Origin of the sequence: Enterobacter sp. 118C5 (genome assembly GCF_034107645.1) — a bacterium.
Taxonomy (GTDB): Bacteria; Pseudomonadota; Gammaproteobacteria; order Enterobacterales; family Enterobacteriaceae; genus Enterobacter; species Enterobacter nematophilus.
Genome location: NZ_JAWNEU010000014.1, coordinates 47,038 through 73,552 on the forward strand (window position 1 = coordinate 47,038; position 26,515 = coordinate 73,552).

The window sequence follows — 26,515 nt, forward strand, 5'->3', positions numbered from 1 at the left end:
CTATCTGATTTGCTCACATATCGGGGCTAAAAACGTAAACAGCTCGCGCGAAGACCAGCGTTGTTGACCATACGCCCGGACGGGTATAACAGGCATCAGCGCATTGCAGATGACAACTTCATCGGCGGACAGCAGCGCCTCTTCCTTCGCGTTTACTTCGACAACGCGAAAGCCTGCATGTGCCAGCTGCTGCAAACAAAACTGACGCATGATGCCGTTAACCCCAGCCTGCTCCAGCGAAGGGGTGAATATCTCACGGCCCTTCCGCCAGAATAAATTAGCCGCACAGCATTCCGTAATGAACCCTTCGCTGTCAAGGACTAGCGCCTCATCGGCGCCCGTCTGTTCAAGATGAGTACGAATAAGCACCTGTTCAAGGCGATTAAGATGTTTTATTCCGGCGAGCATTGGGTTTCGCCCCAGCCGTACCGGGCTCAGCGTCAGCGTCACCCCCTCCTCACGCCAGCGCGCATAGAGAGCAGGATACGCTGAAACAGAAAGAATACGCGTGGGATGCTGACAGGCGGCACCGCTGTACCCTCGCCCGCCGCTGCCGCGGCTGAGAATAACTTTTAATACGCCGTTTGTATTACCTGACGCCAGACGACGCATCTCGCGCTCGAGAATGTCCCACTGCATGAAGGGAATCAGCAATTTCTCGCAGGCTTTTTGTAAACGACGGATGTGGGCGTCAAGCAGGCACACCTCACCGTCAAGAATACGCGCAGTGGTGAAACAGCCGTCGCCAAACTGGATTGCCCTGTCGCTTGCCGGCAGCGTTTCTTGCTCAAGGCCATTAATGAGAAACATGGTGTCTCCTTATGCGTGGAGGCTCAGTCTGGCAGGATGTTAAAAGCCGGACAAGGGGATTTTCCCTAATAAAAAAGGCCCGGCAAGCGGACCTTTTTTTATAGCTTTCGGGCTGTCAGGCTCAGACCTTTTTGAAGATCAGAGAACCATTCGTGCCGCCAAAGCCGAAGGAGTTACACAGGGTGTACTCCATACCGCTAACCTGGCGCGCTTCGTGCGGAACGAAGTCCAGATCGCAACCTTCATCCGGGTTATCCAGGTTGATGGTTGGCGGTACAGCCTGATCGCGCAGCGCAAGGATGGAGTAGATTGACTCTACTGCACCCGCCGCACCCAGCAGGTGACCGGTCATGGATTTCGTGGAACTGACCATAACGCGGCTGGCAGCCTCGCCGAAGATAGACTTAACCGCCTGCGCTTCAGCTTTATCGCCTGCAGGCGTAGAAGTGCCGTGCGCGTTAACGTAGCCAATCTGTGCCGGGGTAATACCCGCATCACGGATCGCGTTTTCCATCGCCAGCGCAGCACCTGCGCCGTTCTCCGGTGGAGACGTCATGTGATACGCATCGCTGCTCATACCGAAGCCAACGACTTCAGCATAAATTTTTGCGCCACGTTTTTTCGCATGTTCGTACTCTTCCAGCACGAGCATACCTGCGCCGTCACCCAGCACGAAACCATCGCGGTCTTTATCCCACGGACGGCTCGCCGCCTGAGGGTTATCGTTACGGGTAGAGAGCGCACGCGCCGCGCCGAAGCCACCGACACCCAGTGGGGTACTGGCTTTTTCAGCACCGCCCGCAACCATAGCATCTGCATCGCCGTACGCAATAATACGCGCGGCCTGGCCGATGTTATGTACGCCAGACGTACACGCGGTAGCGATAGAAATGCTTGGCCCACGCAGGCCGAACATAATGGTCAGGTGACCTGCCACCATGTTAACAATCGTGGACGGAACGAAGAACGGGCTGATCTTACGCGGTCCGCCATTCATCAGCGATGTATGGTTTTCCTCGATCAGGCCAAGACCGCCAATCCCGGAGCCGATAGCGGCGCCGATACGGGTTGCGTTCTCTTCCGTAATCTCAAGGCCAGAATCCTGCATGGCCTGAACGCCAGCGACAATTCCATATTGAATGAAGGCATCCATCTTGCGCTGTTCTTTGCGCGAGATGATCTCTTCACAGTTAAAATCCTTTACTAAGCCAGCAAATTTCGTTGCATAGGCGCTAGTATCGAAATGGTCGATTAGGCTGATGCCGCTCTGACCGGCAAGGAGAGCTTTCCAGGTGGACTCTACGGTATTGCCGACAGGAGACAACATGCCAAGTCCGGTCACAACTACACGACGCTTAGACACGTTTGTCCTCCAGGGAGGGATAAAAAAAGAGATTCGTGGGACTAAAAAAGATAAAACTCAGGCGGTCGAATGACCGCCTGGAGATGTTCACTTACGCCTGGTGGCCGTTGATGTAATCAATGGCAGCCTGAACGGTGGTGATTTTCTCAGCTTCTTCGTCCGGAATCTCAGTATCAAACTCTTCTTCCAGAGCCATTACCAGCTCAACGGTGTCAAGAGAATCTGCGCCCAGGTCTTCAACGAAGGAAGCGGAGTTCACAACTTCTTCCTGCTTAACGCCCAGCTGTTCGCCGATAATTTTCTTAACGCGTTCTTCGATAGTGCTCATACTCTTAAATTTCCTATCAAAACTCGCTTTCGCGATGGTTTTCGTAGTGTATAAAATGTTGAAAAATTTGCAACTAAATCCCGGCAGGTCTTACCACGATTTTACGTTATTTTGAGGCCATTTGCCCTAATAACGCAAATATTTTCGATCGTGATTAAACCATGTACATCCCGCCGTTGACGTGGAGGGTCTCACCAGTGATGTAACCCGCTTCGTCAGAGGCTAAAAATGCAACCGCGCTGGCGATTTCTTTAGGGTCGCCTAGACGACCCGCCGGAACTGCCGCCAGCGTACCCGCACGCTGATCATCAGTCAGCGCACGCGTCATGTCCGTTTCAATAAAGCCCGGAGCAACAACGTTTACAGTAATTCCGCGGGACGCGACTTCACGCGCCAGCGACTTACTGAAACCGATCAGACCTGCTTTCGCCGCAGCGTAGTTAGCCTGACCAGCATTTCCCATGGTACCAACCACAGAACCAACAGTGATAATACGACCATGACGCTTTTTCATCATAGCGCGCATTACCGCTTTTGACAGACGGAATACAGATGACAGGTTGGTTTCGATAATATCGTTCCACTCATCATCTTTCATTCGCATCAGAAGGTTGTCGCGAGTGATCCCGGCATTATTGACCAGAATATCCACTTCACCAAACTCTGCGCGAATATTTTCCAGAACAGATTCGATAGATGCAGGTTCGGTCACATTCAGTACCAGACCTTTACCGTTCGCACCCAGATACTCGCTGATGGCCTGAGCGCCATTCTCGCTGGTTGCTGTACCAATCACCTTCGCGCCGCGCGCGACCAGTGTTTCAGCAATTGCACGCCCGATACCGCGGCTTGCGCCTGTAACCAGGGCAATTTTTCCTTCAAAACTCATGGTATTCCTCTTTTATTGCGAGAGTGCCGCTGACATCGCTTCCGGCTCGTTAATCGCCGAGGCAGTCAGGGTGTCAACAATACGTTTCGTCAGACCGGTGAGGACTTTACCAGGACCGACTTCATACAGGTGCTCAACGCCCTGAGCAGCCATAAACTCAACGGTTTTGGTCCACTGTACCGGGCTGTAGAGCTGGCGAACCAGTGCGTCACGAATCGCTTCCGGCGCGGTTTCGCATTTCACATCGACGTTGTTCACAACGGAAATCGTCGGTGCGTTAAAGGTAATTTTTTCCAGCTCAGCCGCCAGTTTCTCGGCAGCGGGCTTCATCAGCGCGCAGTGAGATGGTACGCTGACCGGCAGCGGCAGTGCACGTTTGGCGCCCGCGGCTTTACAGGCTGCACCGGCACGCTCAACCGCTTCTTTATGACCAGCAATAACGACCTGGCCCGGCGAGTTGAAGTTAACCGGAGAAACCACCTGCCCTTCAGCAGATTCTTCACACGCTTTGGCAATCGCGGCATCATCCAGACCAATAATGGCAGACATGCCACCCGTTCCTTCTGGCACCGCTTCCTGCATGAATTTACCGCGCAGTTCTACCAGGCGCACCGCGTCAGCAAACGCAATCACACCGGCGCACACCAGCGCAGAGTATTCACCCAGGCTATGGCCCGCGAGCAGCGCTGGCGCTTTACCGCCCTGCTGCTGCCATACGCGCCACAGCGCAACTGACGCAGTCAGCAGCGCTGGCTGAGTCTGCCAGGTTTTGTTCAGCTCTTCGGCCGGACCCTGTTGGGTCAGCGCCCACAGATCATAACCCAGCGCATCAGAAGCTTCACGAAAAGTCTCTTCAATGACCGGGTAGTTTGCTGCCATTTCAGACAACATCCCAACGGTTTGAGAACCCTGGCCCGGGAACACAAAAGCAAATTGCGTCATTTTTTATTCCTTATCCTAGAAACGAACCAGCGCGGAACCCCAGGTGAACCCGCCACCGAAGGCTTCAAGCAAGACCAGCTGGCCCCGTTTGATTCGTCCATCGCGTACCGCTTCATCAAATGCGCACGGTACCGACGCCGCAGAGGTGTTGCCGTGACGATCCAGCGTCACCACAACGTTATCCATCGACATGCCCAGCTTTTTAGCCGTCGCGCTGATGATACGCAGGTTTGCCTGATGCGGCACCAGCCAGTCGAGCGCGGTGCGTTCAAGGTTGTTCGCTTCCAGCGTCTCATCGACGATATGCGCAAGCTCGGTCACCGCCACCTTGAACACCTCGTTACCCGCCATGGTCAGGTAGATGGAGCTGTCCGGATTAACGCGATCGGCGTTAGGCAGCGTTAACAGCTCGCCGTAACGGCCATCGGCATGCAGATGCGTGGAGATGATACCCGGCTCTTCGGACTGCCCCAGCAGCACCGCACCGGCACCATCACCGAAAATAATGATCGTTCCGCGATCGGTTGGATCGCAGGTACGCGCCAGCACGTCAGCACCGATGACCAGCGCATATTTGACGGAGCCAGATTTAACATACTGATCGGCAATGCTCAGCGCGTAGGTGAAACCTGCGCACGCGGCGGCAACGTCAAACGCCGGGCAGCCTTTAATACCGAGCATGTTCTGCACCTGGCACGCCGCGCTTGGGAAAGCATGCGTGGCAGACGTCGTGGCAACCACGATCAAGCCAATCTCTTCTTTATCGATACCCGCCATTTCGATAGCGCGCTGTGCGGCTTCGTAACCCATGGTGGACACGGTTTCGTCTGGCGCGGCGATACGACGTTCGCGGATACCTGTGCGCGTGACAATCCACTCGTCAGACGTATCTACCATTTTTTCCAGATCGGCGTTGGTACGCACTTGTTTTGGCAGGTAGCTGCCGGTACCTAAAATCTTCGTATACATGTACGCTCAGTCACTTTTAGCTAATACAGATTCCAGGCGAGCGGCAATCCGCTGAGGGACTTGTCGCTGCACCGCCTGCACTGCCTGTTCAATGGCGACAGAAAATGCTCGCTGATTGGCGGCGCCATGACTCTTAATCACGATGCCGCGCAATCCTAACAGACAGGCGCCATTATACTGGTCGGGGTTGAGGTGACTGAATCGCCGCGTCAGGCTCTTTTGTAACCAACGCTTCAATAAAATCAACCACCAGGCGCTTTTTTTGCCTTCTCCCTGAGATTTCAGCAGAGAAAGGAACATGCGCACGACCCCTTCCATGGTCTTCAACGTTACGTTTCCGGTGAAGCCATCGCACACCAGAACATCCGTTTTTCCCGTCAGCAACTCATTGGCTTCGAGATAACCAATATAGTTGATGGAGGGAACCTGTTTGAGCATTTCAGCAGCTTCGCGAATGCTGTCCAGGCCTTTGGTCTCTTCTTCACCAATATTCAATAACGCAACGCGGGGATTGTTAATCCCGACCACGTCTTCTGCCAGCACCGACCCCATCACGGCGAACTGAGCCAGCATGGTACTATCACAATCCACGTTAGCGCCCAAATCGAGCACCACCGTTTTCCCCTTCTGCTGATGCGGTAACACCGTCACCAGCGCCGGGCGCTCAATGCCCTCAATCGGCTTGAGCAGTAATTTCGACAGCCCCATCAGCGCACCGGTATTGCCGGCGCTGACGCAAGCCTGCGCTCGCCCTTCTTTTACCAGCTCCAGCGCGATGCGCATAGAGCTGCCGCGGCTATTGCGAATCGCCTGCGAGGGCCGGGCATCACTGGCAATAACTGACTGCGCAGGAATAATCTGCAGACGCGAACGTTGTTCAAAGTCAGCTTTTGCAAGTAATGGCGTGATTGTGTCGGGATTGCCGACTAAAAGAAGTGTGAGTTGCGAATTAGAATTCAGTGCCTGCAATGCTGCAGGCACTGTCACGGAAGGGCCGAAATCTCCCCCCATGACATCTAACGCCAGGGTTAGACGTGTCAAGGTATCGTCGCAGCCTGGTTCGGTAACTTCCCCGTTTGCACGGGGAAATCCTCACTAAGCCTAATCACGCTGACGCGTGATTACTTAGTGATAACCTTGCGGCCGCGGTAGAAACCGTCAGCGGTGATGTGGTGACGCAGGTGTTTCTCACCAGAAGTCTTGTCTACAGACAGGCTGGTAACTGCAGTCAGCGCGTCATGGGAACGACGCATGCCACGTTTGGAACGGGTTGGTTTATTCTGTTGTACGGCCATGGACCTTACTCCTCAATTACTTACGCTTTAAGCTGGCTAATACGGCAAATGGGTTTGGTTTTTGCGCTTCATCAGGCAGTTCCCCAAAGACCATGTCCGCCTCGGACACTTCACAGTGTTCAGAATCATGCACCGGAACTACTGGCAAGGAGAGGATGATTTCATCTTCAACCAGAGCCAGAAGATCGATTTCACCGAATTCGTTAACCTCAATCGGCTCATACGCTTCCGGGAGTGCTTCAGCCTGTTCGTCAGAACGAACCGGACTGAAACAATACGTTGTGTGAACATGCTGTACAAACGGTTTCCCGCAACGCTGACACTCGAGCGTTACCGTTACCTTTGCATCACCGGTTAAAACGGCGAGACGCTGGTTGTCGATAGCGAACGACATGGAGCATTCTACATCACTGTCCACACTGACTACAGATTCGGCAATACGCTCGGCCTGATCGGAAGTATAGATACCTTCGTAATCGAGGCGTTTTTGAGCCGTACGAACCGGATCAAGAGTCAGGGGTAATTTTACCTTTTGCATAGGGCGCGCATATTAACTTTGTAACGTCATAGAGTCAAAGAAAAAGGCAACCAGAGCTGCCTTTTGCCAATTATTCGCACACATTGCGGCCTGTAGTTTAAAATGGCTGGCATCGATACGCTATATCTGGTGATAAAAATATGCCAAATCTCGTACTTGCTTCCACTTCTCCCTACCGTCGAACGCTGCTGGAAAAGCTCGGGATCCCGTTTGAATGCGCCGCGCCGGACGTTGATGAGACGCCGCAGCCGGGCGAATCACCGCGTCATCTGGTGACGCGTCTCGCTAAGGAGAAGGCGCAATCGCTGGCCGCACGTTATCCTGCACATTTGATTATAGGCTCCGATCAGGTTTGCGTGCTGGATGGCGAAATCACCGGCAAGCCCCATACGGAAGAAAACGCCTGCCAGCAGCTTCTGCGCGCGCGCGGCAGTATCGTGACCTTTTACACCGGCCTGGCGCTCTATAACTCCGCCTCCGGCCATCTGCAAACCGAATGCGAGCCGTTCGACGTGCACTTCCGCCATTTAAGTGAGCAGGAAATTATGGATTACGTGCGCCGGGAACGTCCGCTGAACTGCGCAGGGAGCTTTAAGAGTGAAGGACTGGGGATTGCGTTGTTCGACAAGCTGGACGGTCGGGATCCGAATACGCTGGTGGGGCTGCCATTGATTGCGCTGTGCCAGATGTTAAGAAGAGAAGAATGTAATCCGCTGTCCATGTGACTTTCGCCCAGCGGCGCTTCACTTGCATGGGGCTACTAAACTGCGGCCTGATGCCCTCACCCCGGCCCTCTCCCACAGGGAGAGGGAGCAAACATTAAAAACGACAACCTCGTTGCCGTTTTACATTTACCTTAACCGCGCAAAACCTTCAGGCAGCGTTTCAACTGATCATCCAGCGGCGCTTCAATACGGATGATTTCACCGGTATTAGGATGGGTAAACTTCAGCGCGGCCGCATGCAGGAAAAGACGCGACAGCCCGGTGCCCGCCAGCTGTTTGTCAAATTCGCGGTCGCCGTAGCGGTCATCAAACGCAATCGGATGGCCCGCAAACTGCGTATGGACGCGGATCTGGTGAGTACGCCCCGTCACCGGGCTGCAGCGCACCAGCGTGGCAAACTCGTAGCGCTCTTCTACCTTAAAGCGCGTCTCAGACGGTTTTCCTTCCTGGCTCACGCGAACAATGCGCTCGCCGCTTTGCAGAATGTTCTTCAGCAGCGGCGCCTGCACCACCTTCATGTGGGACTGCCACTGACCGCGCACCAGCGCCAGATAATCTTTCTGCATGCCCTTCTCGCGCAGCTGCTCGTGCAGGGAACGCAGCGCAGAACGCTTTTTCGCTACCAGCAGCACGCCTGAGGTATCACGGTCCAGACGGTGCACCAGTTCGAGGAAACGGGCTTCCGGACGCAGCGCACGCAAACCTTCAATCACGCCGAAGCTCAGGCCGCTACCACCGTGGACCGCGGTACCCGATGGCTTATTCAGCACCAGAATATGATCGTCCTCATAAAGGATGACATCGCTCAGGGCCGCGACTTTTTGCAGCTTCGGCGAAACTACCTCTTCTTCACGTTCTGCCACGCGCACCGGTGGAATACGCACTTCATCGCCCGCTTCGAGCTTGTACTCAGGCTTCACGCGTTTTTTATTCACCCGCACCTCGCCCTTACGCAGGATGCGGTAAATCATACTCTTTGGCACGCCCTTCAACTGGGTGCGCAAGAAGTTATCGATACGTTGCCCCGCGTAGTCATCCGCGATAGCAACCATTTTTACGGCTGGAGTCTCTGTTTTCATGGTTGGCGATTCTAAATATCGTCAGCCATTAGCGCCACTCATTTTTCTATGCTTATATTTACTTTTATCCGGCCTGCGCCCTGTTTCACGCAATCGATTTGGTGGTTATTAAACCAATCACCACCTTGAGGTGAAGAAACTGTGAGTAACCGGGTGATAATTGGTAAAAGTCATCTTGCTATAACCCGGCGAGCAGTGGAATAATGAGACCGTTTTCCGCGTTAAATCCGGGTTTTGTAAGGATGTCGACGGAATGACCAATTTTGTCTGACCGATCATCCACGCAGCAATGGCGTAAGACGTATTGATCTTTCAGGCAGTTAGCGGGCTGCGGGTTGCAGTACTTCCCGGTATAAGGATTGTTCTCTGGAGAGTTCTACCCAGGCAATTCCCCTGATAATTGCGCTGTGTTTCCGTATGAAATACAGGCAACCGACACTCTGCGCCTCTTAAGCGAGCGACAACCGTGAGGTTGGCGACGTGAACAGACACGAGGCCATCGGTTCATACCCCGGAAAGCGTCACCTTGCCCGCAGCTTTGTCGTCAATGTAAGAATAACGAGTAAGTTACGATGAAAAGAATGTTAATCAACGCAACTCAGCAAGAAGAGTTGCGTGTCGCCCTTGTGGATGGGCAGCGCCTGTACGATCTGGATATCGAAAGTCCTGGACACGAACAGAAAAAAGCGAACATTTACAAAGGTAAAATCACCCGCATTGAACCAAGCCTTGAAGCTGCATTTGTCGATTACGGTGCTGAGCGTCATGGTTTCCTCCCTCTGAAAGAAATCGCCCGCGAATATTTCCCTGCAAACTACAACGCTCATGGCCGCCCAAACATCAAAGATGTTCTACGTGAAGGTCAGGAAGTTATCGTTCAGATTGATAAAGAAGAGCGCGGCAACAAAGGTGCCGCACTGACTACCTTTATCAGCCTGGCGGGGAGCTATCTGGTGCTGATGCCAAACAACCCGCGCGCGGGTGGCATCTCTCGCCGTATCGAAGGTGATGACCGTACCGAGCTGAAAGAAGCCCTGGCAAGCCTTGAGCTGCCGGATGGCATGGGGCTTATCGTGCGTACCGCGGGCGTGGGCAAATCTGCCGAAGCGCTGCAGTGGGACCTGAGCTTCCGTCTGAAGCACTGGGAAGCTATCCAGAAAGCTGCAGAAAGCCGCCCTGCTCCGTTCCTGATCCACCAGGAAAGCAACGTTATCGTGCGTGCCTTCCGTGATTACCTGCGTCAGGACATCGGTGAGATTCTGATCGATAACCCGAAAGTGCTTGAGCTGGCTCGCCAGCACATCGCCGCGCTGGGTCGTCCGGATTTCACCAGCAAAATTAAACTGTACACCGGTGAAATCCCGCTGTTCAGCCACTATCAGATCGAATCCCAGATTGAATCCGCCTTCCAGCGTGAAGTGCGCCTGCCGTCCGGCGGTTCTATCGTTATCGATACCACCGAAGCGCTGACCGCTATCGACATCAACTCCGCGCGGGCAACCCGCGGCGGCGACATCGAAGAGACGGCCTTCAACACCAACCTTGAAGCCGCTGATGAAATCGCCCGCCAGCTCCGCCTGCGCGACCTGGGCGGTCTGATTGTTATCGACTTCATCGACATGACGCCTGTTCGCCACCAGCGCGCGGTTGAAAACCGCCTGCGTGAAGCGGTGCGTCAGGATCGCGCGCGTATCCAGATTAGCCATATCTCGCGCTTCGGCCTGCTGGAGATGTCCCGCCAGCGTTTGAGCCCGTCGCTGGGTGAGTCCAGCCATCACGTCTGCCCGCGCTGCTCCGGCACCGGTACCGTGCGTGATAACGAATCTCTGTCTCTCTCTATCCTGCGTCTGATTGAAGAAGAAGCGCTGAAAGAGAACACCAAAGAGGTTCACGCGATTGTGCCTGTGCCAATTGCCTCTTACCTGCTGAACGAAAAACGTGCAGCGGTCAGCGCAATCGAAGCCCGTCAGGGTGGCGTTCGCTGCATCATCGTGCCAAACGACCAGATGGAAACCCCGCACTATCACGTGCTGCGTGTCCGTAAAGGCGAAGAAACCAGCACCCTCAGCTACCTGCTGCCGAAGCTGCATGAAGAAGAGATGGCGCTGCCTTCCGATGAAGAACCTGCCGAGCGCAAACTGCCTGAGCAGCCTGCGTTAGCGACCTTCATTATGCCTGAAGCACCACCGGAAGCGGCGCTGGAAAAACCGGCAGCCAAACCGGCGGCACAGAAACCAGAAGCCGCAGCAGCGAAAGCCCAGCCGGCGCAACCGGGTCTGCTGAGCCGCTTCTTCGGCGCGCTGAAGAAGATGTTTGCGGGTGAGGAAGTTCAGCCAGAGCAGCCGAAAGAAGAACCAAAAGCAGCCAAACCTGAGCGTCAGCAGGACCGTCGCAAGCGTCAGAATAACCGTCGCGATCGTAACGACCGCAGCGAGCGTAACGAGCGCCGTGACAGCCGTTCAGACAATAACGAAGGCCGTGAGCAGCGCGAAGACAACCGTCGCAACCGTCGCGAGAAACAGCAGCAGAACGTTGAAGATCGTGAAATTCGCCAGCAGGCGGGCGATGAGTCCGAGAAGAGCAAACAGCGCGACGAGCAGCAGCCACGCCGCGAACGTAACCGTCGTCGTAACGACGAGAAGCGTCAGGCGCAGCAGGAAGTTAAAAACCTGAACCGCGAAGAGCCCGCTGAGCAGCAGGACGGCGAGCAGGAAGAACGTACTCACGTTATGCCGCGTCGTAAGCAGCGCCAGCTGGCCCAGAAAGTGCGCACCGGTGCGGCTCCGGTAGAAGAAACCACCGTAGTTCCGGCTGAAGCGGCAGAAACCGCAACAGGCACGCAGGTTGCAAAAGTTGACCTGCCAGCCGTCGTGGACAATAACGTTGAGCAGGATGAAAACGGTGAAAACCGTGACAACGCAGGTATGCCGCGTCGCTCCCGCCGTTCTCCGCGTCATCTGCGCGTGAGTGGCCAGCGCCGTCGTCGCTACCGTGACGAGCGTTATCCGACTCAGTCTCCAATGCCGTTGACCGTGGCGTGCGCGTCACCAGAAATGGCATCCGGCAAAGTCTGGATCCATTATCCGGTCGCTCGCCTGGAGCAGGCTGTTGAAGAACAGACTGTGGCCGAAGAGGTGATTGCCCCTGTAGCAGCGGTTGAAGAGGCTGTGACCGAAGCAGCAACCGTGGTTGAACCTCAGGTTGTTGAAGCGGCAGAACCACACGCAGTGGACGTCGAAACCACCCATCCTGAAGTGATTGCCGCGCCGGTTGATGCCGCACCGCAGATTATCGCCGAAGAAGATGTCGTGGTGGCTGAGGAAGTTGCTGAAGAGGCCGAACCTGTAGCCGCGGCGGAAGAAACTGCTGAAACCCTCGTCGAAACCACCACTGAAGAAGTCGTTCAGGACGTTGAGATTCAGGTTGAACCGGTTGTTGAAGAAGCGAAAGCGCCTGAAGTGGAGCCAGAGCCGGTTAAGGTTGTTGCCGCACCTGCGCCAGCTCACGTTGCGACAGCGCCGATGACGCGCGCTCCGGCACCAGAGTATGTGCCAGAAGCACCGCGTCACAGCGACTGGGTTCGCCCGGCGTTCAGCTTTGACGGTAAAGGCGCTGCAGGCGGCCACAGTGCAACGCATCAGGCGACTGCACCGGCGACGCGTCCGCAGTCTGTCGAATAACGACGCAGAAAGTAAAAAGCCGACCTCCGGGTCGGCTTTTTTATGCCTGCTGCACGGGCTTTCTCATCCCGGTGACCTCCGGCATGATCTGCCGCATCAGCTCCAGAAACCGCCGCAATCGCGCCGGATAATACCGGGACCAGGGGTAAACCAGATGCACCGGTAACGCCGCCGGCTGCCACTCTGGCAATAAATGCACCAGCCGCCCTTCCTGAATATCATCCTGTACCGTCCAGCTGGATACCACCGCCACGCCAAGTCCGGTGAGTGCCGTATTGCGTGCGACGTACAGACTGTCGGTGCTCAGGCGTGGGGTAATTATCACGCGCGCGGTGGCGGATGATGCCTCGTGAAAAAGCTCCACATGGTGCTGGTAGAAAGAGCTGATGGCAATCCAGGGAAGCTGCTGCAGATCCTCCGGGGCGTTAACCGTCGGAAAACGGTCCAGCAATGCCGGAGAGGCCACCACCGAGCGCGGCACTTCGGCCAGCAGCACGGACACGGTTGCCGGGTCGACTTCCATTCCCACCCGAATAGCGCAGTCAAGGTTGTCGCCCAAAAAATCAGCCGACCGATCGTTGAGCATCCATTCAATAGAAAGCTGCGGATAACGCTGTAGAAATTCGGTTAAGGGTTTCAGGAGCTGATCCTGACCAAACGCATGCGGTGCCCGCACCCGCAGCACGCCTACCGGTTCATCTTCCGTCTGCCCTACCTCATCTTCCAGCGCCAGCCAGCTGTCAATCACCCGACGGGCGTGCTGGTAGCAGCGCTCCCCGTCATCCGTCAGCCGCATCGTGTGGGTGGTGCGCAACATCAGACGCACGCCCAGCATGGTCTCAAGCGACTGCAGCCGCCTGCTCACCGTGGCCTGGGTTGTGGCCAGTTGCCGTGCCGCCGCAGAGAGAGAGCCCGCCTCCACAATGCGCACAAACGTCCGCATCAGCTCCACCCTGTCTATACGCTCAGCTCTTTTCATCTCATTTTTACCTATACACCCAACGTATAAGCGTTTTACCACCACGCCCGCTACCGCCGCAAGGCGTAGTGATAAAAAATAGCCTCACACGATGAATGAGGAACGTCTTATGAACACAACAACCGCCGCCCATGCCGTAAGCCGCTGGGTAATATTAATGCTGGCGCTCGGTGCGGGCTTCAGCGTGGCATCCATCTATTATGCCCAGCCTCTGCTGCCCCTGATGGGCGCAGACCTTCACCTCAGTATCGAAGGAATGGGCATGGTCCCGACCCTCACCCAGGCGGGATATGCCCTGGGGATCCTGTTCCTGCTGCCGCTCGGCGATCGCCACGACCGCAGAACGTTAATCCTGATAAAGAGCGCGGCACTGGCGCTGTTCCTGCTGGGCTGTAGCCTGACCGGACAGATCCACTCCCTGCTGCTGGCAAGCCTGCTCATCGGCATGGCCGCTACCATGGCGCAGGATATTGTCCCGGCTGCGGCGATCCTTGCGCCAGAAGGCAAACAGGGGAAAACCGTGGGTACGGTGATGACCGGTCTGCTGCTGGGCATTTTGCTCTCCAGAACCGTCAGCGGCGTGGTGGGTGAAGCGTTTGGCTGGCGCGTGATGTATCAGCTGGCTGCGGCAAGTATTGCGTTTATCGGCGTGGTGATGTGGGCCGTGCTCCCTCGTTTCGCGGTTCACTCCACGCTGAGCTATCCCGCTCTGCTGCGCTCGATGGAACATCTGTGGCGTCGCTATCCCGCTCTGCGCCGCGCGGCGCTGGCCCAGGGTTTTCTGTCGATAGCCTTTAGCGCCTTCTGGTCTACGCTTGCGGTCATGCTGCTGGAACGCTATCACCTCGGGAGTGCCGTCGCCGGTGGTTTTGGTATCGCAGGTGCAGCCGGCGCGTTGGCAGCCCCGCTGGCGGGCGGCCTGGCGGATAAACTGGGTGCAGGAAAAGTCACGCAGCTTGGCGCCGTCCTCGTGACCGTCTCGTTTGCCCTGATGTTCCTGATGCCCGCTCTGGGGGTTCACGGACAGCTGATTCTGATTGCCGTCTCTGCTATCGGGTTCGATCTGGGCCTGCAGTCCAGCCTGGTCGCGCACCAGAATCTGGTTTACAGCCTTGAGCCACAGGCTCGTGGCCGTCTAAACGCCCTGCTCTTTACCGTGATCTTTATCGGCATGGCGTTAGGTTCCGCGTTAGGCAGCAATATTTATACGCTGGCTGGCTGGACGGGCGTGGTTGCGCTGGCAACGGTCTGCGGCATCATTGCGCTGGCAATCCGTATGATCGAAAGCGCGCGCGTCGCCTCGGCACCAGCAGAAATGGCATAAAAAAAATGCCCAATCCAGACGGATTGGGCAGTAAAACATGCCCAGTTTCAAGACATGTTCCAAGAGGTCAAGATGTTATTTGTTCAGCTGGAACAGAGACATGCCCTGCATATCGCTAAACGCTTTATAAGAGGCCTGCAGGGCCGCCTGCTGCATGGTGTAAGAGGAAATCGCTTCGTTCCAGTCCACGTCCACCAGGTCGCTCATCTGCTTAGTCTGACCCAGCGCGCGGTCGTCACCCAGGGTATCGAGTTTTTCCAGCTCATTCAGCTTGGTACCCACATCCGCAACGACCGTCAGGACGTTGTTCTGAGCGTTTTTAATACCGATCTGCGCATTGGAAATCACCTGGCTTTGCGCGGCAGCCGCGGCCGGATCGTTCTCAATCGGCGTCTTCAGCGAAGCAATGGCGGAATCAAGGATTTTAAACATGTTGGTATCGCCATACCCACCGCCCGGCAGCTCTTGCGCATTGCTGGTAATGCTCTCGAAGATCTGCTGGCCGGTATGGCTGATCGCCATGTTTCGCGCCGTATCAACCTGCTGGGTGATCGCCTCAGTGCCGCCATTGTAGGTGCCGGTTGCGGCATCAAACGGTGCACTCTCGGTTTTGTAACCCGCAAAGATAAAGCGACCATTGCCATCCGTCGTGTTAGCCAGGTTCATGAGCTGGTCGCGGATCCCCTGGATATCGGTCGCCAGAGAGAGGCGGTCGTCATCGCTTAAGGTGCCGTTTGACGCGTAAACCAGCTTCTCACGCACGCTTGATAACGCGGTGTTCACCTGGGTCAGCACGTTATCTTCCAGCGACACTTTTTGCGTGGCAAAGGTGCGCGCTAACGCGAACTGGCTGTTTTGAGACTGAGATTGTGACAGCACAATAGACTGTGAAGCCGCGATAGGATCGTCCGACGGACGGTTAACGCGCTTGCCGGTGGACATCTGCTCACCATAGCTCAGCCATCTGCTCTGGGAATCGGTGATCCCGCGCATGTTCTGTTCGTACATCATCTGGGTGCTAATACGCATTTTTCACCTCAACCTTAACGAATGTTGATAATTGCATCAAAGAGCGTACTGGCAGTCTGGAGCACCTGCGCGTTGGCGAGGTAATACTGCTGATAACGCTGCAGGTTGCCATACTCTTCGTCGAGGTTTACCCCGGAGATGGTCTGCTGCTGCTTAATTAACTGCGTTTCCACATTGGCTTTCGTCTGGCTGCTGACTTTCAGTGAAGCGGTGGTGCTCCCCACGGTGCTGACCAGCGAGGCGTAGGCATCGTTGAAGGTTTTGTTCCCGCCGACCACTTTGCTGTTTTGCAGATCGAGCATTTTCTGCCCGTTGCGGTTATCGCTGTCACCGCCGTTCTGCACCCCGGCCATGGCCAGTTTGGACTCGTCGCTGATGGACAGTTCCATGTTCATGATGACGTCGGAAACAGGCTTCACGGTAAAGCTGTCTTTGGCGTTTGCCGAACCGCTGACGTTCACGTTGAGACCGTCAAACGACAGATTGCCGCTGGCATCCGGGCTCATGGTAAAGCTGGTCTTGTCCGACGTGCGGGTAATGGTCCAGTCGGTGCCGTTAAACTGCAGCTTATAGTCCGTTGCCTGAACTTTGGTGCTGTCCGCAACGGTGGCATTGACGACCGCCGTACCGCTATTTTTGCTGTTGGAAAGCACAGCCGGAGAGCCAAAGCCGAACAGCTTGCCGCCCGCATCGCCGTTGGCATCAAAGCCGGCCTCGTGCTGCTTGTTCATCGCGTCAGCAAACGCCAGCGCCATCTGGTTCAGGGTGTTACGGGCCTTATCCAGATCTTCCGCGCGGAAGGTCAGCAAACCGCCTAACGAGCCGGTGGTGATCATCTTTTCCGGGATCTCGACATTACCCGCAACCTCATCGACGTAGGCGATAGTGGTGCGGGATGGATCGGCGCTGGACTTTACGGCCGCCAGCTGGTTAGCTTTGCTGCCCTGCACCAGGCTGTAGCCATTGCCGAAAGAGATGTTAAACGTGCCGCTATCCTGAACCGAAACTTCCACACCCACGATTTTGTTCAACTCGTTGACAAGCTGATCGCGCTGGTCGAGCAGATCGTTAGGCGATGCGCCCGCGCCGACGCCGGTGAGGCGGGAAATCTGATCGTTAAGATTCGCAATCTGTTTGGCATAGTTGTTGATCTGCGAAACGCTGGTCGCAATTGCGGTATTCACCTGCGAATCCTGATCGCGAAGATACTGATCGTTGGTTTTAAACTGATTGACCAGGCCGCCCGCTTTTCCCAGCACCGTCTGACGCGCAGCCGGATCTTCGGCGTTGCTCACCAGCGTTTGCAGGCTCTTGAAGAAATCCTGCAGGGTGGTGGAAAGCGAGTTGGTTGTATCGGAGAGCACATCGTCAATTTTTGACATCTGCTGATAGCGCGTGGTCAGGCCGCTGCTCTGGGTCTGCGCGGCGCGCAACTGGTTGGTGATGAAAGCGTCATATTCACGCTGGACACCGGAGACATACACCCCGTTACCCACCCAGCCACCGCCGGTCAGCGTGCTGTTAGATGCACCCAGCACCGTCGTCTGGCGGGTGTAACCTGCCACGTTATAGCTTGAAATATTATTACTGACGGTATTGAGTGCCGACTGCGCGGCACTGAGGCCACTCATGGCGCTGTTAATCAAACTGGACATGGGGGTTCCTTTTATACGTTCAGACACGAGTCCTGATGAAGGTTATCGGCAACCTCCACCGGGACTTGAGAACTTTCAGAACAGATTTTCGATATCTGTGCTATAGGCTTTGCTGACCTTCTCGCCCATGGATTTCAGCTGTTGGATCATGCTGGTAAGCTTACGGGCGTAGTTCGGATCGGTCGCGTAGCCCGCGTTTTGCAGGGCCTGGGCGCCCTGCTCCGCCGTTGCTGCCTGCGTAACGGCGGTATAACGCGGATTTCGACTCAGCAGCCCCACATAGTCGGACAAGGCTTCCAGATAAGAGCTGTAAACGCGGAATTTCGCTTTCACCTTCACCGCCGCGCCGTTCTCGTATTCGGTGGTGGTGATCTCCGTGGTCGGCCCCTTCCAGCTGGAGGTGGCCTTCACGCCGAAGATGTTAAAGCTCGGATCGCCGTTTTCCTTGCGGATCTGGCGCTGGCCCCAGCCCGACTCCAGCGCGGCCTGGGCGAGAATCAGGTGGTGAGGCACGCCGCTCTGTTCACTGGCCAGTCGCGCAGGCAGAGAAAGCTGCGCCAGGAAGTCTTTGCTGTCACCGGAGAGCGCCTCGACGCCGCTGCCCGTTGCCTTCGGTATCGCTTTACGCACCATCTGCGTCAGCGCCTGGTTCTGATAACTGGTCACCGTTTCAAGGTCGAACTTCATCGGCACCTGCTGCGGCTGCTCTTCAGGCTGAACACCCTGTGCGGCGGCGGTCTGTTTGACAATCATGTCAGCCAGACCGAGGCCTTTACCGGCGGTCATCTGCTGCGCAATCTGCTGGTCATACATGCTGGTGTAAAGACGCGTTGAATCGCTGCTGAACATCCCGTCTTTCGGCAGGGTTTCACGCATGCTTTTCAGCATCATCTGTACAAACATCCCTTCCACCTGGCGGGCAACCGGGCGGATATTCGCCGCCGGATCTTTACCTGCTTTGGATTTCAGTTCGTTGAGCGACTGGGCGTCCCAGGCGGCACTGGTCAACAGTTTGCTATCGGTCAGCATCAGATGATTTCCAGTTTGGCGCGCAGGCAACCCGCGCTTTGCATGGATTGCAGAATGGACATCAGATCCATCGGCGTCGCGCCCAGCGCGTTCAGGGCACGCACCACGCTGTTCAGGTTGGCGCTGGAGCGCACGCTCTGCAGGGAACCGCCGCTCTGGCGTAAATCAATCTGCGTTTGCGGCGTCACTACCGTCTGTCCACCGCCAAATGGTGTATCCGGCTGGCTGACGTTGGCAGAACGGTTAACCGTCACCGACAGGTTACCCTGCGCCACGGCACAACTATCCAGCGACACTTCCCGGTTCATCACCACGGAGCCCGTACGGGAGTTGATGATCACTTTGGCATCCTGCACCGGCACGTTCACTTCCAGATTCTGGATATCCGCCAGCATGCGCACCTGGTTGCTGCTGCCGGTGGAGGTGCGGATCTGCACGGTACGCGCATCCAGTGCCGTGGCATTGCCATAGCTGCGGTTGATGGTGTCGGCAATCTGCTGCGCCATCGTGAAGTCTTCATTATTCAGCTGCAGGTTGATGGTGTTGCCCGCGCCAAACTGGGTCGGCAGTTCACGCTCGATGATCGCACCGTTGGTGATACGCCCGCCGTTCAGCTGGTTCACCTGCACGCTGCTTCCGCCAGCGGATGCGCCCGCCCCGCCGACCAGGATGTTACCCTGCGCCAGCGCGTAGACCTGGCTGTCGACGCCTTTCAGCGGGGTCATCAGCAGCGTACCGCCGCGCAGGCTTTTGGCGTTACCCATTGAGGAGACCACCACGTCAATGGTCTGCCCCTGGCGCGCAAACGCCGGGTAGGATGCGGTGACCATTACCGCGGCCACGTTTTTCAGCTGCATGTTGGTTCCCGCCGGCACGGTAATGCCGAGCTGGGAAAGCATGTTGTTTAAGCTTTGGGTGGTAAACGGCGTCTGGGTCGTCTGGTCACCGGTACCGTCCAGCCCCACCACCAGGCCATAGCCAATCAGCGAGTTCCCGCGAACGCCCTGAACGCTGGTGAGATCGCGAATGCGGTCAGCCTGGGCAAACGTTGCGACAAGAACCAGCGCCGCGGCGAAGATCGATTTAAACATGGGTCACCTCGCTTACATCGGCGATAAATTAAGGAAGAAGCGCTGCAGCCAACCCATATTCTGCGCTTCATTAATGTAGCCGTTACCGACGTACTCAATGCGCGCATCCGCCACCTGGGTGGACGGAACGGTGTTGGTGCCGCTGATGGTGCGTGGATTCACCACGCCCGAGAAGCGAATGAATTCAGTGCCCTGGTTAATGGCGATCTGTTTTTCACCCACGACGTGTAAATTGCCGTTAACCAGCACCTGGTCAACCGTGACGGTCAGCGTACCGCTGAAGGTGTTGCTGGCGTTCGCGCCACCTTTACCGTTAAAGGTGTTGCCGCCGGAGGCCTCAACATCCGCACGGGCATTGCCGAACAGGCCCTGCAAATAACGTGGAACGGTGTCGAAGCCAAAATTGGTTTTGCCATCGCGGCTGGCGTTCGCCGACGAGCTCTTGCTCGCGCTGACGTTTTCCTGCAGCACAATGGTCAATGTATCGCCGACATTACGCGGGCGGCGATCTTCAAACAGCGGCTGATAGCCGTAGTTAATCGGCTGCGCGGTCTGGAAAATGGAGCCGTTTACGACTGGCGCAGGGCCAGGAACGGGTTGGGCAGTCGTCGCACCCTGGACCAATGGTTTAGACGGGATCAAGGCGCACCCGCTGAGGGTGACGGCCAGAACAGTCAGTATCGGATAACGAAACGCCGCGTTTTTTTGCATTGCCTTCATCTTCGAAAACAGGGAGCCGGTGCGAGGTTTACCGCACCGGGCTACACCTTAGAGTTGCGTCAGTTTCTGCAGCATCTGATCGGTCGTCGAGACTGCTTTACTGTTAATTTCATACGCGCGCTGGACCTGGATCATATTCACCAGCTCTTCCGCCACGTTCACGTTGGAGGTTTCGACATACCCCTGATACAGCAGACCGGCACCGTTCAGGCCTGGCGTACTTTCATTTGGCGTACCGGAGGATTGCGTTTCGGTGTAGAGGTTCTCACCAATGCTTTCCAGGCCGGTATCGTTCATGAAGGTGGTCAGGTTGAGCTGACCGACCTGAACCGGCGCGGCCTGCCCCTGCTGGGTCACGCTCACGATGCCGTCACGGCCGATGGTAATGCTCAGGGCGTTCGCCGGAATGGTGATCGCAGGCTGAACCTGGAAACCGCCCGCCGTTACCAGCTGGCCGTTCTGATCGACCTGGAAGGAACCGTCACGGGTGTAGGCAGAGGTCCCGTCAGGCAGCTGCACCTGGAAGAAGCCCTGGCCTTTGATCGCCACGTCTTTGCTGTTGTTGGTCTGAGACAGGTTGCCCTGGCTGTGCAGACGCTCGGTCGCCACCGGGCGAACGCCGGTACCGATCTGCAGGCCTGACGGCAGCGTCGTCTGTTCAGAAGACTGCGCGCCCGGCTGGCGGATGGTTTGATAAAGCAAATCTTCGAAAACGGCGCGCTGACGCTTGAAACCATTGGTGCTCACGTTTGCCAGGTTGTTGGCAATCACGTCCATATTGGTTTGCTGCGCGTCCAGGCCAGTTTTCGCGATCCATAAAGAACTGATCATAAAGAGTCCTGTTAACTCATCGACAGAAGTTGGTTAGCCTTGCCCGCGTTTTCGTCCACGCTGCTGATAATCTTCATCTGCATTTCAAAACGACGGGCGCTGGCGATCATGTCGCTCATGGCGGCTACCGGCTTAACGTTGCTGCCTTCCAGAACGCCGGACATCACGCGGATGCTCGGATCGGCCTGTAGCGTGGCACCACGGGTAGCCTGGGCCGCCTGGGTCAGACGGAACATGCCGTCGTCGCCGCGCTGCACCTCTTTGCCTTCCGCTTTGACCAGCTTCAGACGCCCGACGGGAGCAACGGTGTTGGCCGGATCGCCCGGGTTCAGCGCCGAGATGGTACCGTCCGCAGCGATGGTCAGCTCAGAGCCTTCCGGTACGGTCAGCGGGCCCGCTTCACCCATCACCGGATGCCCCTGAATCGTCAGCTGGCCGGTCGCGCTGACCTGGATATTCCCGTTACGGGTATAGCCTTCGCCTCCGTCCGCCGTTTGCACCGCCAGCCAGCCGTCCTGCTGCAGAGCAACGTCCAGCGGGCGTGAGGTGTAATCCATCTGCCCTGGCGTCATGTCTGCGCCCGGGGTGGATGCCGCCACCAGCGTACGGGTCGGCAGGGAGAGCCCTTCCACCGGCACCGCGCGCAGCGCATTCAGCTGCGCGCGAAAGCCCGGCGTAGAGGCGTTGGCCAGGTTGCTGGCGGTAACGGCCTGCTGGTTGAGCGTCTGACTTGCCGCGCCCATCGCGGTATATATTGCGTGATCCATTGCGCTTTCCTGTTAGCCGCTTAACGCAGGTTAACCAGCGTGTTGAGGATCTGATCCTGGGTCTTGATGGTCTGCGCGTTCGACTGATAGTTACGCTGCGCGACAATCATGTTCACCAGTTCTTTACTCAGGTCCACGTTAGAGGCTTCCAGCGCGCCGTTGGTCAGCGTGCCGAAGTTACCGGTTCCCGCCGTACCCAGCAGCGCCACGCCGGAGGACTGGGTAGCCGACCAGACGTTATCGCCTTCAGATTTCAGGCCTTCGTTGTTGGCAAAGTTAGCCAGCACGATCTGGCCCAGCACCTGGGTCTGCTCGTTGGAGTAGTTCCCGACGACGGTACCGTCATCGTTGATCTGATAGCTCACCAGGTCGCCCGGCTTGAAGCCGTTCTGGTTGGTCGCCACGATATTGTTCGCACCGGTGTTCTGCTGCATGGAGTTAGCAAAACTCATCGCGAAGGTCGCCGGATCCGCACCTGGGATAGTCGCGGTAGTGATGTTGATGTTTCCCCCCCCAATCAACGTACCGTTATTATCGAAGGTCAACGTCGTGGCCACTGCCGCCGTGCTGCCTGCCACGCTGCCGTCCTGGGCATACACTTTCCAGGAGTTAGCCGGGGTCGCATCTTTGACGTAAAACAGGTTCATGTTGTGCGCATTACCCTGGCTATCAAAGACGGTTACCGTACCTTTTTTGTTGTAGGTATCCGGGTTAGCCGGATCGAAGGCGGCGGTCGGTGCGGCATCGGTAGAGTTGAGGTTAATCTGCTGGGAAGCCGTGGTGGTGGACTTCGCGGCCATCAGCGTGGTCGGGATATTAATCGCCTGTGGATTCGCACCGGTCTGAACCGTTGATGGCGTTCCGGCAACCGGATAACCCGTTAATTGCATCCCCTGCATGTTCACCAGGTTACGGTTTTCGTCCAGCTTGAACTGGCCGTTACGGCTGTAGAACACCGAGCCGTTTGCATCGACCATACGGAAGAAACCGTTCTGGCTGATGGCAACGTCCAGGCCACGACCGGTGTTGGTGGTGGTGCCGTCGGTAAAGTCCTGAGTGATGCCCGCAACTTTTACGCCCAGACCCACTTTGGAACCGGCAAACATATCTGCAAAGGACGCAGAACCGGATTTGAAACCATAGGTCGCGGAGTTGGCGATGTTGTTGCCAATGACGTCCAGGTTGGTGGCCGCAGCATTCAGGCCGCTGACCGCTTGAGAAAAGGCCATGACTTACTCCTGATAAGTGTTAAGGCTTAGATAATCTGCCGAACTTCGTCGAGTGTGGTGGTACCGGAGGTACCCAAATCCAGTTTGTTGCCGTCGCCCCCTTTAATCACGCCCTGAACCAGCGCGAACTGCAGCGGCTGCGCCACCAGCTGGGTTGTCCCGTTGCTGGCGCTAATCGCGACTTTGTAGGAGCCATTTGGTGCTTTCGTGCCGTCGGTCAGGCTGCCGTCCCAGGTAAAGGTGTGAACGCCCGCCTTCAGCTCGCCGATGTCGATGGTGCGAACCACGGCGCCGGTTGAGTCGGTGATCGTCGCCGTCACTTTGTCAGCCGCCTGCTGCAATTCAACGCCGAACGGCGTAGTGGTGGTGGTCGATGTACCGTCGGTGGTGCTGGTGCCCGCAAGGATCGTGGTCCCCGGGATCATCACGCCGTGACCAATCAGGCTTGCCGCCTGCAGGGACTGGGCGCTGTTAATCTGACCGGAGACGGAACCCAGAGTAGTGTTCAGTTTCTCAATGCCGCTCACGGTACTGATCTGCGCAAGCTGCGTGGTCAGTTCGTTGTTCTGCATTGGGTTAGTCGGATCCTGGTTCTTAAGCTGAGCCACCAGCAGCGTCAGGAAGCTGCTCTGCAAATCGGAGGCATTGCTTCCCGTCAGGGAGCTGGAGCTTGTCGAACTTTTGGTGTTGTTAACACCCGTGTTCGTCGGATCGTTCACATTTACGGCGATGGACATGCATGTCTCCTTTACTGGCCGAGAGTGAGTGTTTTGAGCATCATGCTCTTCACGGTATTAAGCACTTCGACGTTCGCCTGGTAGCTACGGGACGCCGACATGGAGTTCACCATCTCGCCCACCACGTCCACGTTTGGCATCTTCACGTATCCGTTAGCGTCCGCGAGCGGGTTACCGGGCTCATACACCAGCTTGTCCGGCGCCTGGCTCTCTACCACGTCAGACACCTTCACGCCGCCCGTTGCCGCGCCTGGCGCAGCGTCGACCTGAAACACAACCTGTTTGGCACGATAAGGCTGTCCGTCAGGTCCGGTCACGCTGTCGGCGTTCGCCAGGTTACTGGCGGCCACGTTCAGACGTTTTGACTGGGCGGTTAACGCCGAGCCGGCGATATCAAAAATATTCAGCAAGGCCATTTATCAGTTGCCCCCCTGCAGGACGTTCATCATGCCTTTGATTTGTCCGCCGAGTACGGTCAGGCCCGTCTGGTATTTCAGGCTGTTATCGGCAAACTGCGTACGCTCCCGGTCCATATCCACGGTGTTACCGTCGAGTGAAGGCTGGTCAGGGATGCGATAAAGTAAATCGGTCGCTGGCGCGGTCATCGCCTGAGCGGGAATATGGCGAGAGGATGTCATGGCGAGTGCAACACCCGTTCCTTCGGCACGTCCACGCTCCATCACCTTTTTGAGTTCACTGGAAAAATCAATATCGCGCGCCTGATACCCGGGCGTATCGGCGTTAGCGATGTTGGCGGCTAAAATCTCCTGCCGCTGGGCGCGTAAATTGAGCGCTTCCTGCTGAAAACGTAACGCGGCGTCGAGTTTATCGAGCATGTCTCCTCCGCTGATGGCAAAATTTCAGTTCACAGCTTAAATCTCACCCGGTCTCCCCTATCGACGGAATAAGCACAAAATGCGTCGCTATTTATTCCGTTGATGCAAAACCACTGCAGGTAGAATTCACTCAACTCTGGAAACGGTGGAACTTGCGATGCAAACGTTAAAACGTGGCCTGATGGCAACCTTCTTGCTGTTTAGCCCTCTGGTGAATGCCGGGGATTTACAGGATGCGCTGACCAATTTTTTTGCCCAGAAGCTGGCGGGCTTTAGCGACGACGTTAACGTGACCATCCGCACGCCGCCGAATCTGTATCCGACCTGCGAGCAACCGTCATTCAGCGTGACGGGGACCACCAAGCTGTGGGGCAATGTGAACGTCCTGGCACGCTGCGCCAACGAAAAACGCTATTTACAGGTTGCAGTTCAGGCGACGGGCAATTATGTTGTCGCCGCCGTACCCATTGTGCGTGGCAGCGCGCTGCAGGCAAACAGCGTGACGTTAAAGCGTGGGCGTCTGGATCAGCTCCCGCCGCGGACAATGCTGGACATTAACCAGGCACAGGACGCCGTCAGCCTGCGCGACGTCGCGCCGGGCCAGCCGATTCAGCTCTCCATGCTGCGCCAGGCGTGGCGTGTCAAAGCGGGACAGCAGGTGATGGTGGTCGCCAACGGAGACGGCTTTAGCATCAACAGTGAAGGGAAAGCGTTAAACAATGCCGCGGTAGCGCAAAACGCCCGCGTCAGAATGTCCTCAGGCCAGGTGGTGAGCGGAACCGTCGATTCTGATGGGAATATTCTGATTAACCTATAATCTTTTTAAAGATTTCGCGGCGCGTGCCGATAAATATTCCACTAATGATGATGTCAGGCGCAAACGCCGCGAACCCTCGATGAGGACAACACTATGAGCATTGATCGTACATCAGCCCTGAAGCCGGTAAGCGCTGTACAGCCTCGCGAAACGAACGACGCAACCCCTCAGAAAACGCGTCTGGAAAAACCGTCAACGTCTAACAGCACCAGCGTGACCCTGAGCGATGCCCAGGCAAAACTGATGCAGCCAGGCAGCAACGATATCAATATGGAACGTGTTGAAGCGCTGAAAACGGCTATTCGCAACGGTGAGCTGAAAATGGACACCAGCAAAATCGCTGATGCCCTGATTCAGGAAGCACAGAGTTTCTTACAGAGTAACTAACCGTATGAGTCGACTGTCAGAAATACTGGATCAAATGACGGTTGTCCTGAACGACCTGAAAACGGTAATGGACGCTGAACAGCAGCATCTCTCTTCCGGTCACATTAACGGCAGCGCGCTGCAGCGTATTACTGAAGATAAGAGTTCGCTGCTGGCGACGCTGGACTATCTGGAGCAGCAGCGCCGCGCCGAGCAGGACTCGAAGCGCAGCGCCAATGACGATATTGCCGAGCGCTGGCAGACCATTACCGAAAAAACCCAGCATCTGCGCGATCTCAACCAGCATAACGGCTGGCTGCTAGAAGGCCAGATAGAGCGTAATCAGCAGGCGCTTGAGGTGCTGAAGCCGCATAAAGAAACCGGACTGTACGGCGCGGATGGTCAGACGGCGACGGCACGTATTGCGGGTGTAAAAAAGATTTCGATTTGAAGCTTAAGCGACAAATCATGCAGTGGGGAGCACCCT

Annotated in this window: 28 protein-coding genes; 6 read left to right on the top strand and 22 right to left on the bottom strand. The window is 56.3% G+C overall.

Annotation, left to right across the window (positions count from 1 at the left end; genetic code table 11):
• The 9 genes from pabC to yceD form a co-directional block, all read right to left on the bottom strand.
• Positions 1–810 carry an aminodeoxychorismate lyase gene (gene pabC / locus UTO39_RS18775; RefSeq protein ID WP_320727798.1) on the bottom strand — a complete coding sequence of 270 codons (810 nt, stop codon included), beginning with the start codon at positions 808–810 and terminating at the stop codon, positions 1–3.
• 121 nt (positions 811–931) lie between these two features.
• Positions 932–2,173, bottom strand: a complete 1,242-nt coding sequence (gene fabF, locus UTO39_RS18780) for a beta-ketoacyl-ACP synthase II (protein ID WP_045630098.1) — start codon at positions 2,171–2,173, stop codon at positions 932–934.
• A gap of 91 nt (positions 2,174–2,264) precedes the next feature.
• Positions 2,265–2,501, bottom strand: a complete 237-nt coding sequence (acpP, locus tag UTO39_RS18785) for an acyl carrier protein (RefSeq protein ID WP_003857954.1) — start codon at positions 2,499–2,501, stop codon at positions 2,265–2,267.
• Between the two features lie 154 nt (positions 2,502–2,655).
• Positions 2,656–3,390: a 3-oxoacyl-ACP reductase FabG gene (gene fabG, locus UTO39_RS18790; protein WP_010429699.1), complete on the bottom strand. Its 735-nt coding sequence runs from the start codon at positions 3,388–3,390 to the stop codon at positions 2,656–2,658.
• Between the two features lie 12 nt (positions 3,391–3,402).
• Entirely contained in the window at positions 3,403–4,332 is a 930-nt protein-coding gene (gene fabD, locus UTO39_RS18795) for an ACP S-malonyltransferase (protein ID WP_061098571.1), read from the bottom strand.
• 15 nt (positions 4,333–4,347) lie between these two features.
• Positions 4,348–5,301 carry a beta-ketoacyl-ACP synthase III gene (locus UTO39_RS18800; protein WP_041910515.1) on the bottom strand — a complete coding sequence of 318 codons (954 nt, stop codon included), beginning with the start codon at positions 5,299–5,301 and terminating at the stop codon, positions 4,348–4,350.
• 6 nt (positions 5,302–5,307) lie between these two features.
• The gene (plsX, locus tag UTO39_RS18805; protein WP_061098573.1) at positions 5,308–6,342 is read right to left on the bottom strand and encodes a phosphate acyltransferase PlsX; all 1,035 of its coding nucleotides are present in this window, start codon (positions 6,340–6,342) and stop codon (positions 5,308–5,310) included.
• 80 nt (positions 6,343–6,422) lie between these two features.
• Positions 6,423–6,596 (bottom strand): 50S ribosomal protein L32, encoded by a 174-nt coding sequence (gene rpmF / locus UTO39_RS18810; RefSeq protein WP_003857964.1) that lies wholly within the window; start codon positions 6,594–6,596, stop codon positions 6,423–6,425.
• Positions 6,597–6,612: 16 nt separating this feature from the next.
• Positions 6,613–7,134, bottom strand: a complete 522-nt coding sequence (yceD, locus tag UTO39_RS18815) for a 23S rRNA accumulation protein YceD (protein ID WP_021240759.1) — start codon at positions 7,132–7,134, stop codon at positions 6,613–6,615.
• 140 nt (positions 7,135–7,274) lie between these two features.
• Here yceD and UTO39_RS18820 point away from each other — a divergent pair, with 140 nt between their 5' ends.
• Positions 7,275–7,859 carry a nucleoside triphosphate pyrophosphatase gene (locus UTO39_RS18820; RefSeq protein ID WP_061098574.1) on the top strand — a complete coding sequence of 195 codons (585 nt, stop codon included), beginning with the start codon at positions 7,275–7,277 and terminating at the stop codon, positions 7,857–7,859.
• 131 nt (positions 7,860–7,990) lie between these two features.
• Here the strand turns inward: UTO39_RS18820 and rluC are convergent, their stop codons facing one another.
• The gene (rluC, locus tag UTO39_RS18825; RefSeq protein ID WP_320727799.1) at positions 7,991–8,938 is read right to left on the bottom strand and encodes a 23S rRNA pseudouridine(955/2504/2580) synthase RluC; all 948 of its coding nucleotides are present in this window, start codon (positions 8,936–8,938) and stop codon (positions 7,991–7,993) included.
• 572 nt (positions 8,939–9,510) lie between these two features.
• On the opposite strand from rluC, the gene rne reads away from it, so the two are divergent.
• Positions 9,511–12,618 (top strand): ribonuclease E, encoded by a 3,108-nt coding sequence (gene rne / locus UTO39_RS18830; protein WP_320727800.1) that lies wholly within the window; start codon positions 9,511–9,513, stop codon positions 12,616–12,618.
• Positions 12,619–12,658: 40 nt separating this feature from the next.
• Here rne and UTO39_RS18835 read toward each other — a convergent pair whose 3' ends face one another.
• On the bottom strand, positions 12,659–13,561 hold the full coding sequence (locus UTO39_RS18835; RefSeq protein WP_407065112.1) for a LysR family transcriptional regulator: 903 nt from the start codon (positions 13,559–13,561) through the stop codon (positions 12,659–12,661).
• A 145-nt stretch (positions 13,562–13,706) separates the two neighbouring features.
• Here UTO39_RS18835 and UTO39_RS18840 point away from each other — a divergent pair, with 145 nt between their 5' ends.
• Positions 13,707–14,921: an MFS transporter gene (locus UTO39_RS18840; protein ID WP_266178306.1), complete on the top strand. Its 1,215-nt coding sequence runs from the start codon at positions 13,707–13,709 to the stop codon at positions 14,919–14,921.
• Between the two features lie 75 nt (positions 14,922–14,996).
• Here the strand turns inward: UTO39_RS18840 and flgL are convergent, their stop codons facing one another.
• From flgL to flgB, 11 genes are all read right to left on the bottom strand, one after another.
• Positions 14,997–15,950 carry a flagellar hook-associated protein FlgL gene (flgL, locus tag UTO39_RS18845; protein WP_266178307.1) on the bottom strand — a complete coding sequence of 318 codons (954 nt, stop codon included), beginning with the start codon at positions 15,948–15,950 and terminating at the stop codon, positions 14,997–14,999.
• Between the two features lie 14 nt (positions 15,951–15,964).
• Positions 15,965–17,605, bottom strand: coding sequence for a flagellar hook-associated protein FlgK (flgK, locus tag UTO39_RS18850; protein WP_320727802.1), 1,641 nt, complete (start codon positions 17,603–17,605; stop codon positions 15,965–15,967).
• 75 nt (positions 17,606–17,680) lie between these two features.
• Complete coding sequence (flgJ, locus tag UTO39_RS18855; RefSeq protein ID WP_320727803.1) at positions 17,681–18,634, bottom strand: flagellar assembly peptidoglycan hydrolase FlgJ; 954 nt, start codon at positions 18,632–18,634, stop codon at positions 17,681–17,683.
• A complete protein-coding gene (locus UTO39_RS18860; protein ID WP_028012706.1) occupies positions 18,634–19,725 on the bottom strand; it encodes a flagellar basal body P-ring protein FlgI in 1,092 nt (363 codons plus the stop codon). The genes flgJ and UTO39_RS18860 overlap by 1 nt, the downstream gene beginning before the upstream one ends.
• A 12-nt stretch (positions 19,726–19,737) precedes the next feature.
• Positions 19,738–20,436, bottom strand: a complete 699-nt coding sequence (flgH, locus tag UTO39_RS18865; RefSeq protein WP_023311139.1) for a flagellar basal body L-ring protein FlgH — start codon at positions 20,434–20,436, stop codon at positions 19,738–19,740.
• 57 nt (positions 20,437–20,493) lie between these two features.
• Complete coding sequence (gene flgG, locus UTO39_RS18870; RefSeq protein ID WP_000625853.1) at positions 20,494–21,276, bottom strand: flagellar basal-body rod protein FlgG; 783 nt, start codon at positions 21,274–21,276, stop codon at positions 20,494–20,496.
• 11 nt (positions 21,277–21,287) lie between these two features.
• Complete coding sequence (locus tag UTO39_RS18875) at positions 21,288–22,043, bottom strand: flagellar basal body rod protein FlgF (RefSeq protein ID WP_045281249.1); 756 nt, start codon at positions 22,041–22,043, stop codon at positions 21,288–21,290.
• Positions 22,044–22,063: 20 nt separating this feature from the next.
• Entirely contained in the window at positions 22,064–23,272 is a 1,209-nt protein-coding gene (gene flgE, locus UTO39_RS18880) for a flagellar hook protein FlgE (RefSeq protein WP_061098580.1), read from the bottom strand.
• 26 nt (positions 23,273–23,298) lie between these two features.
• Positions 23,299–24,009: a flagellar hook assembly protein FlgD gene (gene flgD, locus UTO39_RS18885; protein ID WP_041910524.1), complete on the bottom strand. Its 711-nt coding sequence runs from the start codon at positions 24,007–24,009 to the stop codon at positions 23,299–23,301.
• 11 nt (positions 24,010–24,020) lie between these two features.
• Complete coding sequence (gene flgC, locus UTO39_RS18890; protein ID WP_013097138.1) at positions 24,021–24,425, bottom strand: flagellar basal body rod protein FlgC; 405 nt, start codon at positions 24,423–24,425, stop codon at positions 24,021–24,023.
• Between the two features lie 3 nt (positions 24,426–24,428).
• A complete protein-coding gene (gene flgB / locus UTO39_RS18895) occupies positions 24,429–24,845 on the bottom strand; it encodes a flagellar basal body rod protein FlgB (protein WP_008500815.1) in 417 nt (138 codons plus the stop codon).
• 157 nt (positions 24,846–25,002) lie between these two features.
• On the opposite strand from flgB, the gene flgA reads away from it, so the two are divergent.
• The 3 genes from flgA to flgN all read left to right on the top strand — a co-directional run bounded on the left by flgA (position 25,003) and on the right by flgN (position 26,479).
• The gene (flgA, locus tag UTO39_RS18900) at positions 25,003–25,662 is read left to right on the top strand and encodes a flagellar basal body P-ring formation chaperone FlgA (RefSeq protein ID WP_028012702.1); all 660 of its coding nucleotides are present in this window, start codon (positions 25,003–25,005) and stop codon (positions 25,660–25,662) included.
• Positions 25,663–25,755: 93 nt separating this feature from the next.
• On the top strand, positions 25,756–26,049 hold the full coding sequence (gene flgM, locus UTO39_RS18905) for a flagellar biosynthesis anti-sigma factor FlgM (RefSeq protein WP_014883360.1): 294 nt from the start codon (positions 25,756–25,758) through the stop codon (positions 26,047–26,049).
• A gap of 4 nt (positions 26,050–26,053) precedes the next feature.
• Entirely contained in the window at positions 26,054–26,479 is a 426-nt protein-coding gene (gene flgN, locus UTO39_RS18910; protein WP_028012701.1) for a flagella biosynthesis chaperone FlgN, read from the top strand.
• Positions 26,480–26,515: the final 36 nt, after the last annotated feature.

Bases quoted from the DNA above. Each gene is read 5' to 3' on its own strand.
- pabC (WP_320727798.1), bottom strand. From the start codon at position 810: ATGTTTCTCATTAATGGCCTTGAGCAAGAAACGCTGCCGGCAAGCGAC.
- acpP (WP_003857954.1), bottom strand. From the start codon at position 2,501: ATGAGCACTATCGAAGAACGCGTTAAGAAAATTATCGGCGAACAGCTG.
- fabG (WP_010429699.1), bottom strand. From the start codon at position 3,390: ATGAGTTTTGAAGGAAAAATTGCCCTGGTTACAGGCGCAAGCCGCGGT.
- fabD (WP_061098571.1), bottom strand. From the start codon at position 4,332: ATGACGCAATTTGCTTTTGTGTTCCCGGGCCAGGGTTCTCAAACCGTT.
- UTO39_RS18800 (WP_041910515.1), bottom strand. From the start codon at position 5,301: ATGTATACGAAGATTTTAGGTACCGGCAGCTACCTGCCAAAACAAGTG.
- rpmF (WP_003857964.1), bottom strand. From the start codon at position 6,596: ATGGCCGTACAACAGAATAAACCAACCCGTTCCAAACGTGGCATGCGT.
- yceD (WP_021240759.1), bottom strand. From the start codon at position 7,134: ATGCAAAAGGTAAAATTACCCCTGACTCTTGATCCGGTTCGTACGGCT.
- UTO39_RS18820 (WP_061098574.1), top strand. From the start codon at position 7,275: ATGCCAAATCTCGTACTTGCTTCCACTTCTCCCTACCGTCGAACGCTG.
- rluC (WP_320727799.1), bottom strand. From the start codon at position 8,938: ATGAAAACAGAGACTCCAGCCGTAAAAATGGTTGCTATCGCGGATGAC.
- rne (WP_320727800.1), top strand. From the start codon at position 9,511: ATGAAAAGAATGTTAATCAACGCAACTCAGCAAGAAGAGTTGCGTGTC.
- UTO39_RS18835 (WP_407065112.1), bottom strand. From the start codon at position 13,561: ATGCGGACGTTTGTGCGCATTGTGGAGGCGGGCTCTCTCTCTGCGGCG.
- UTO39_RS18840 (WP_266178306.1), top strand. From the start codon at position 13,707: ATGAACACAACAACCGCCGCCCATGCCGTAAGCCGCTGGGTAATATTA.
- flgL (WP_266178307.1), bottom strand. From the start codon at position 15,950: ATGCGTATTAGCACCCAGATGATGTACGAACAGAACATGCGCGGGATC.
- flgK (WP_320727802.1), bottom strand. From the start codon at position 17,605: ATGTCCAGTTTGATTAACAGCGCCATGAGTGGCCTCAGTGCCGCGCAG.
- flgJ (WP_320727803.1), bottom strand. From the start codon at position 18,634: ATGCTGACCGATAGCAAACTGTTGACCAGTGCCGCCTGGGACGCCCAG.
- UTO39_RS18860 (WP_028012706.1), bottom strand. From the start codon at position 19,725: ATGTTTAAATCGATCTTCGCCGCGGCGCTGGTTCTTGTCGCAACGTTT.
- flgH (WP_023311139.1), bottom strand. From the start codon at position 20,436: ATGCAAAAAAACGCGGCGTTTCGTTATCCGATACTGACTGTTCTGGCC.
- flgG (WP_000625853.1), bottom strand. From the start codon at position 21,276: ATGATCAGTTCTTTATGGATCGCGAAAACTGGCCTGGACGCGCAGCAA.
- UTO39_RS18875 (WP_045281249.1), bottom strand. From the start codon at position 22,043: ATGGATCACGCAATATATACCGCGATGGGCGCGGCAAGTCAGACGCTC.
- flgE (WP_061098580.1), bottom strand. From the start codon at position 23,272: ATGGCCTTTTCTCAAGCGGTCAGCGGCCTGAATGCTGCGGCCACCAAC.
- flgD (WP_041910524.1), bottom strand. From the start codon at position 24,009: ATGTCCATCGCCGTAAATGTGAACGATCCGACGAACACGGGTGTTAAC.
- flgC (WP_013097138.1), bottom strand. From the start codon at position 24,425: ATGGCCTTGCTGAATATTTTTGATATCGCCGGCTCGGCGTTAACCGCC.
- flgB (WP_008500815.1), bottom strand. From the start codon at position 24,845: ATGCTCGATAAACTCGACGCCGCGTTACGTTTTCAGCAGGAAGCGCTC.
- flgA (WP_028012702.1), top strand. From the start codon at position 25,003: ATGCAAACGTTAAAACGTGGCCTGATGGCAACCTTCTTGCTGTTTAGC.
- flgM (WP_014883360.1), top strand. From the start codon at position 25,756: ATGAGCATTGATCGTACATCAGCCCTGAAGCCGGTAAGCGCTGTACAG.
- flgN (WP_028012701.1), top strand. From the start codon at position 26,054: ATGAGTCGACTGTCAGAAATACTGGATCAAATGACGGTTGTCCTGAAC.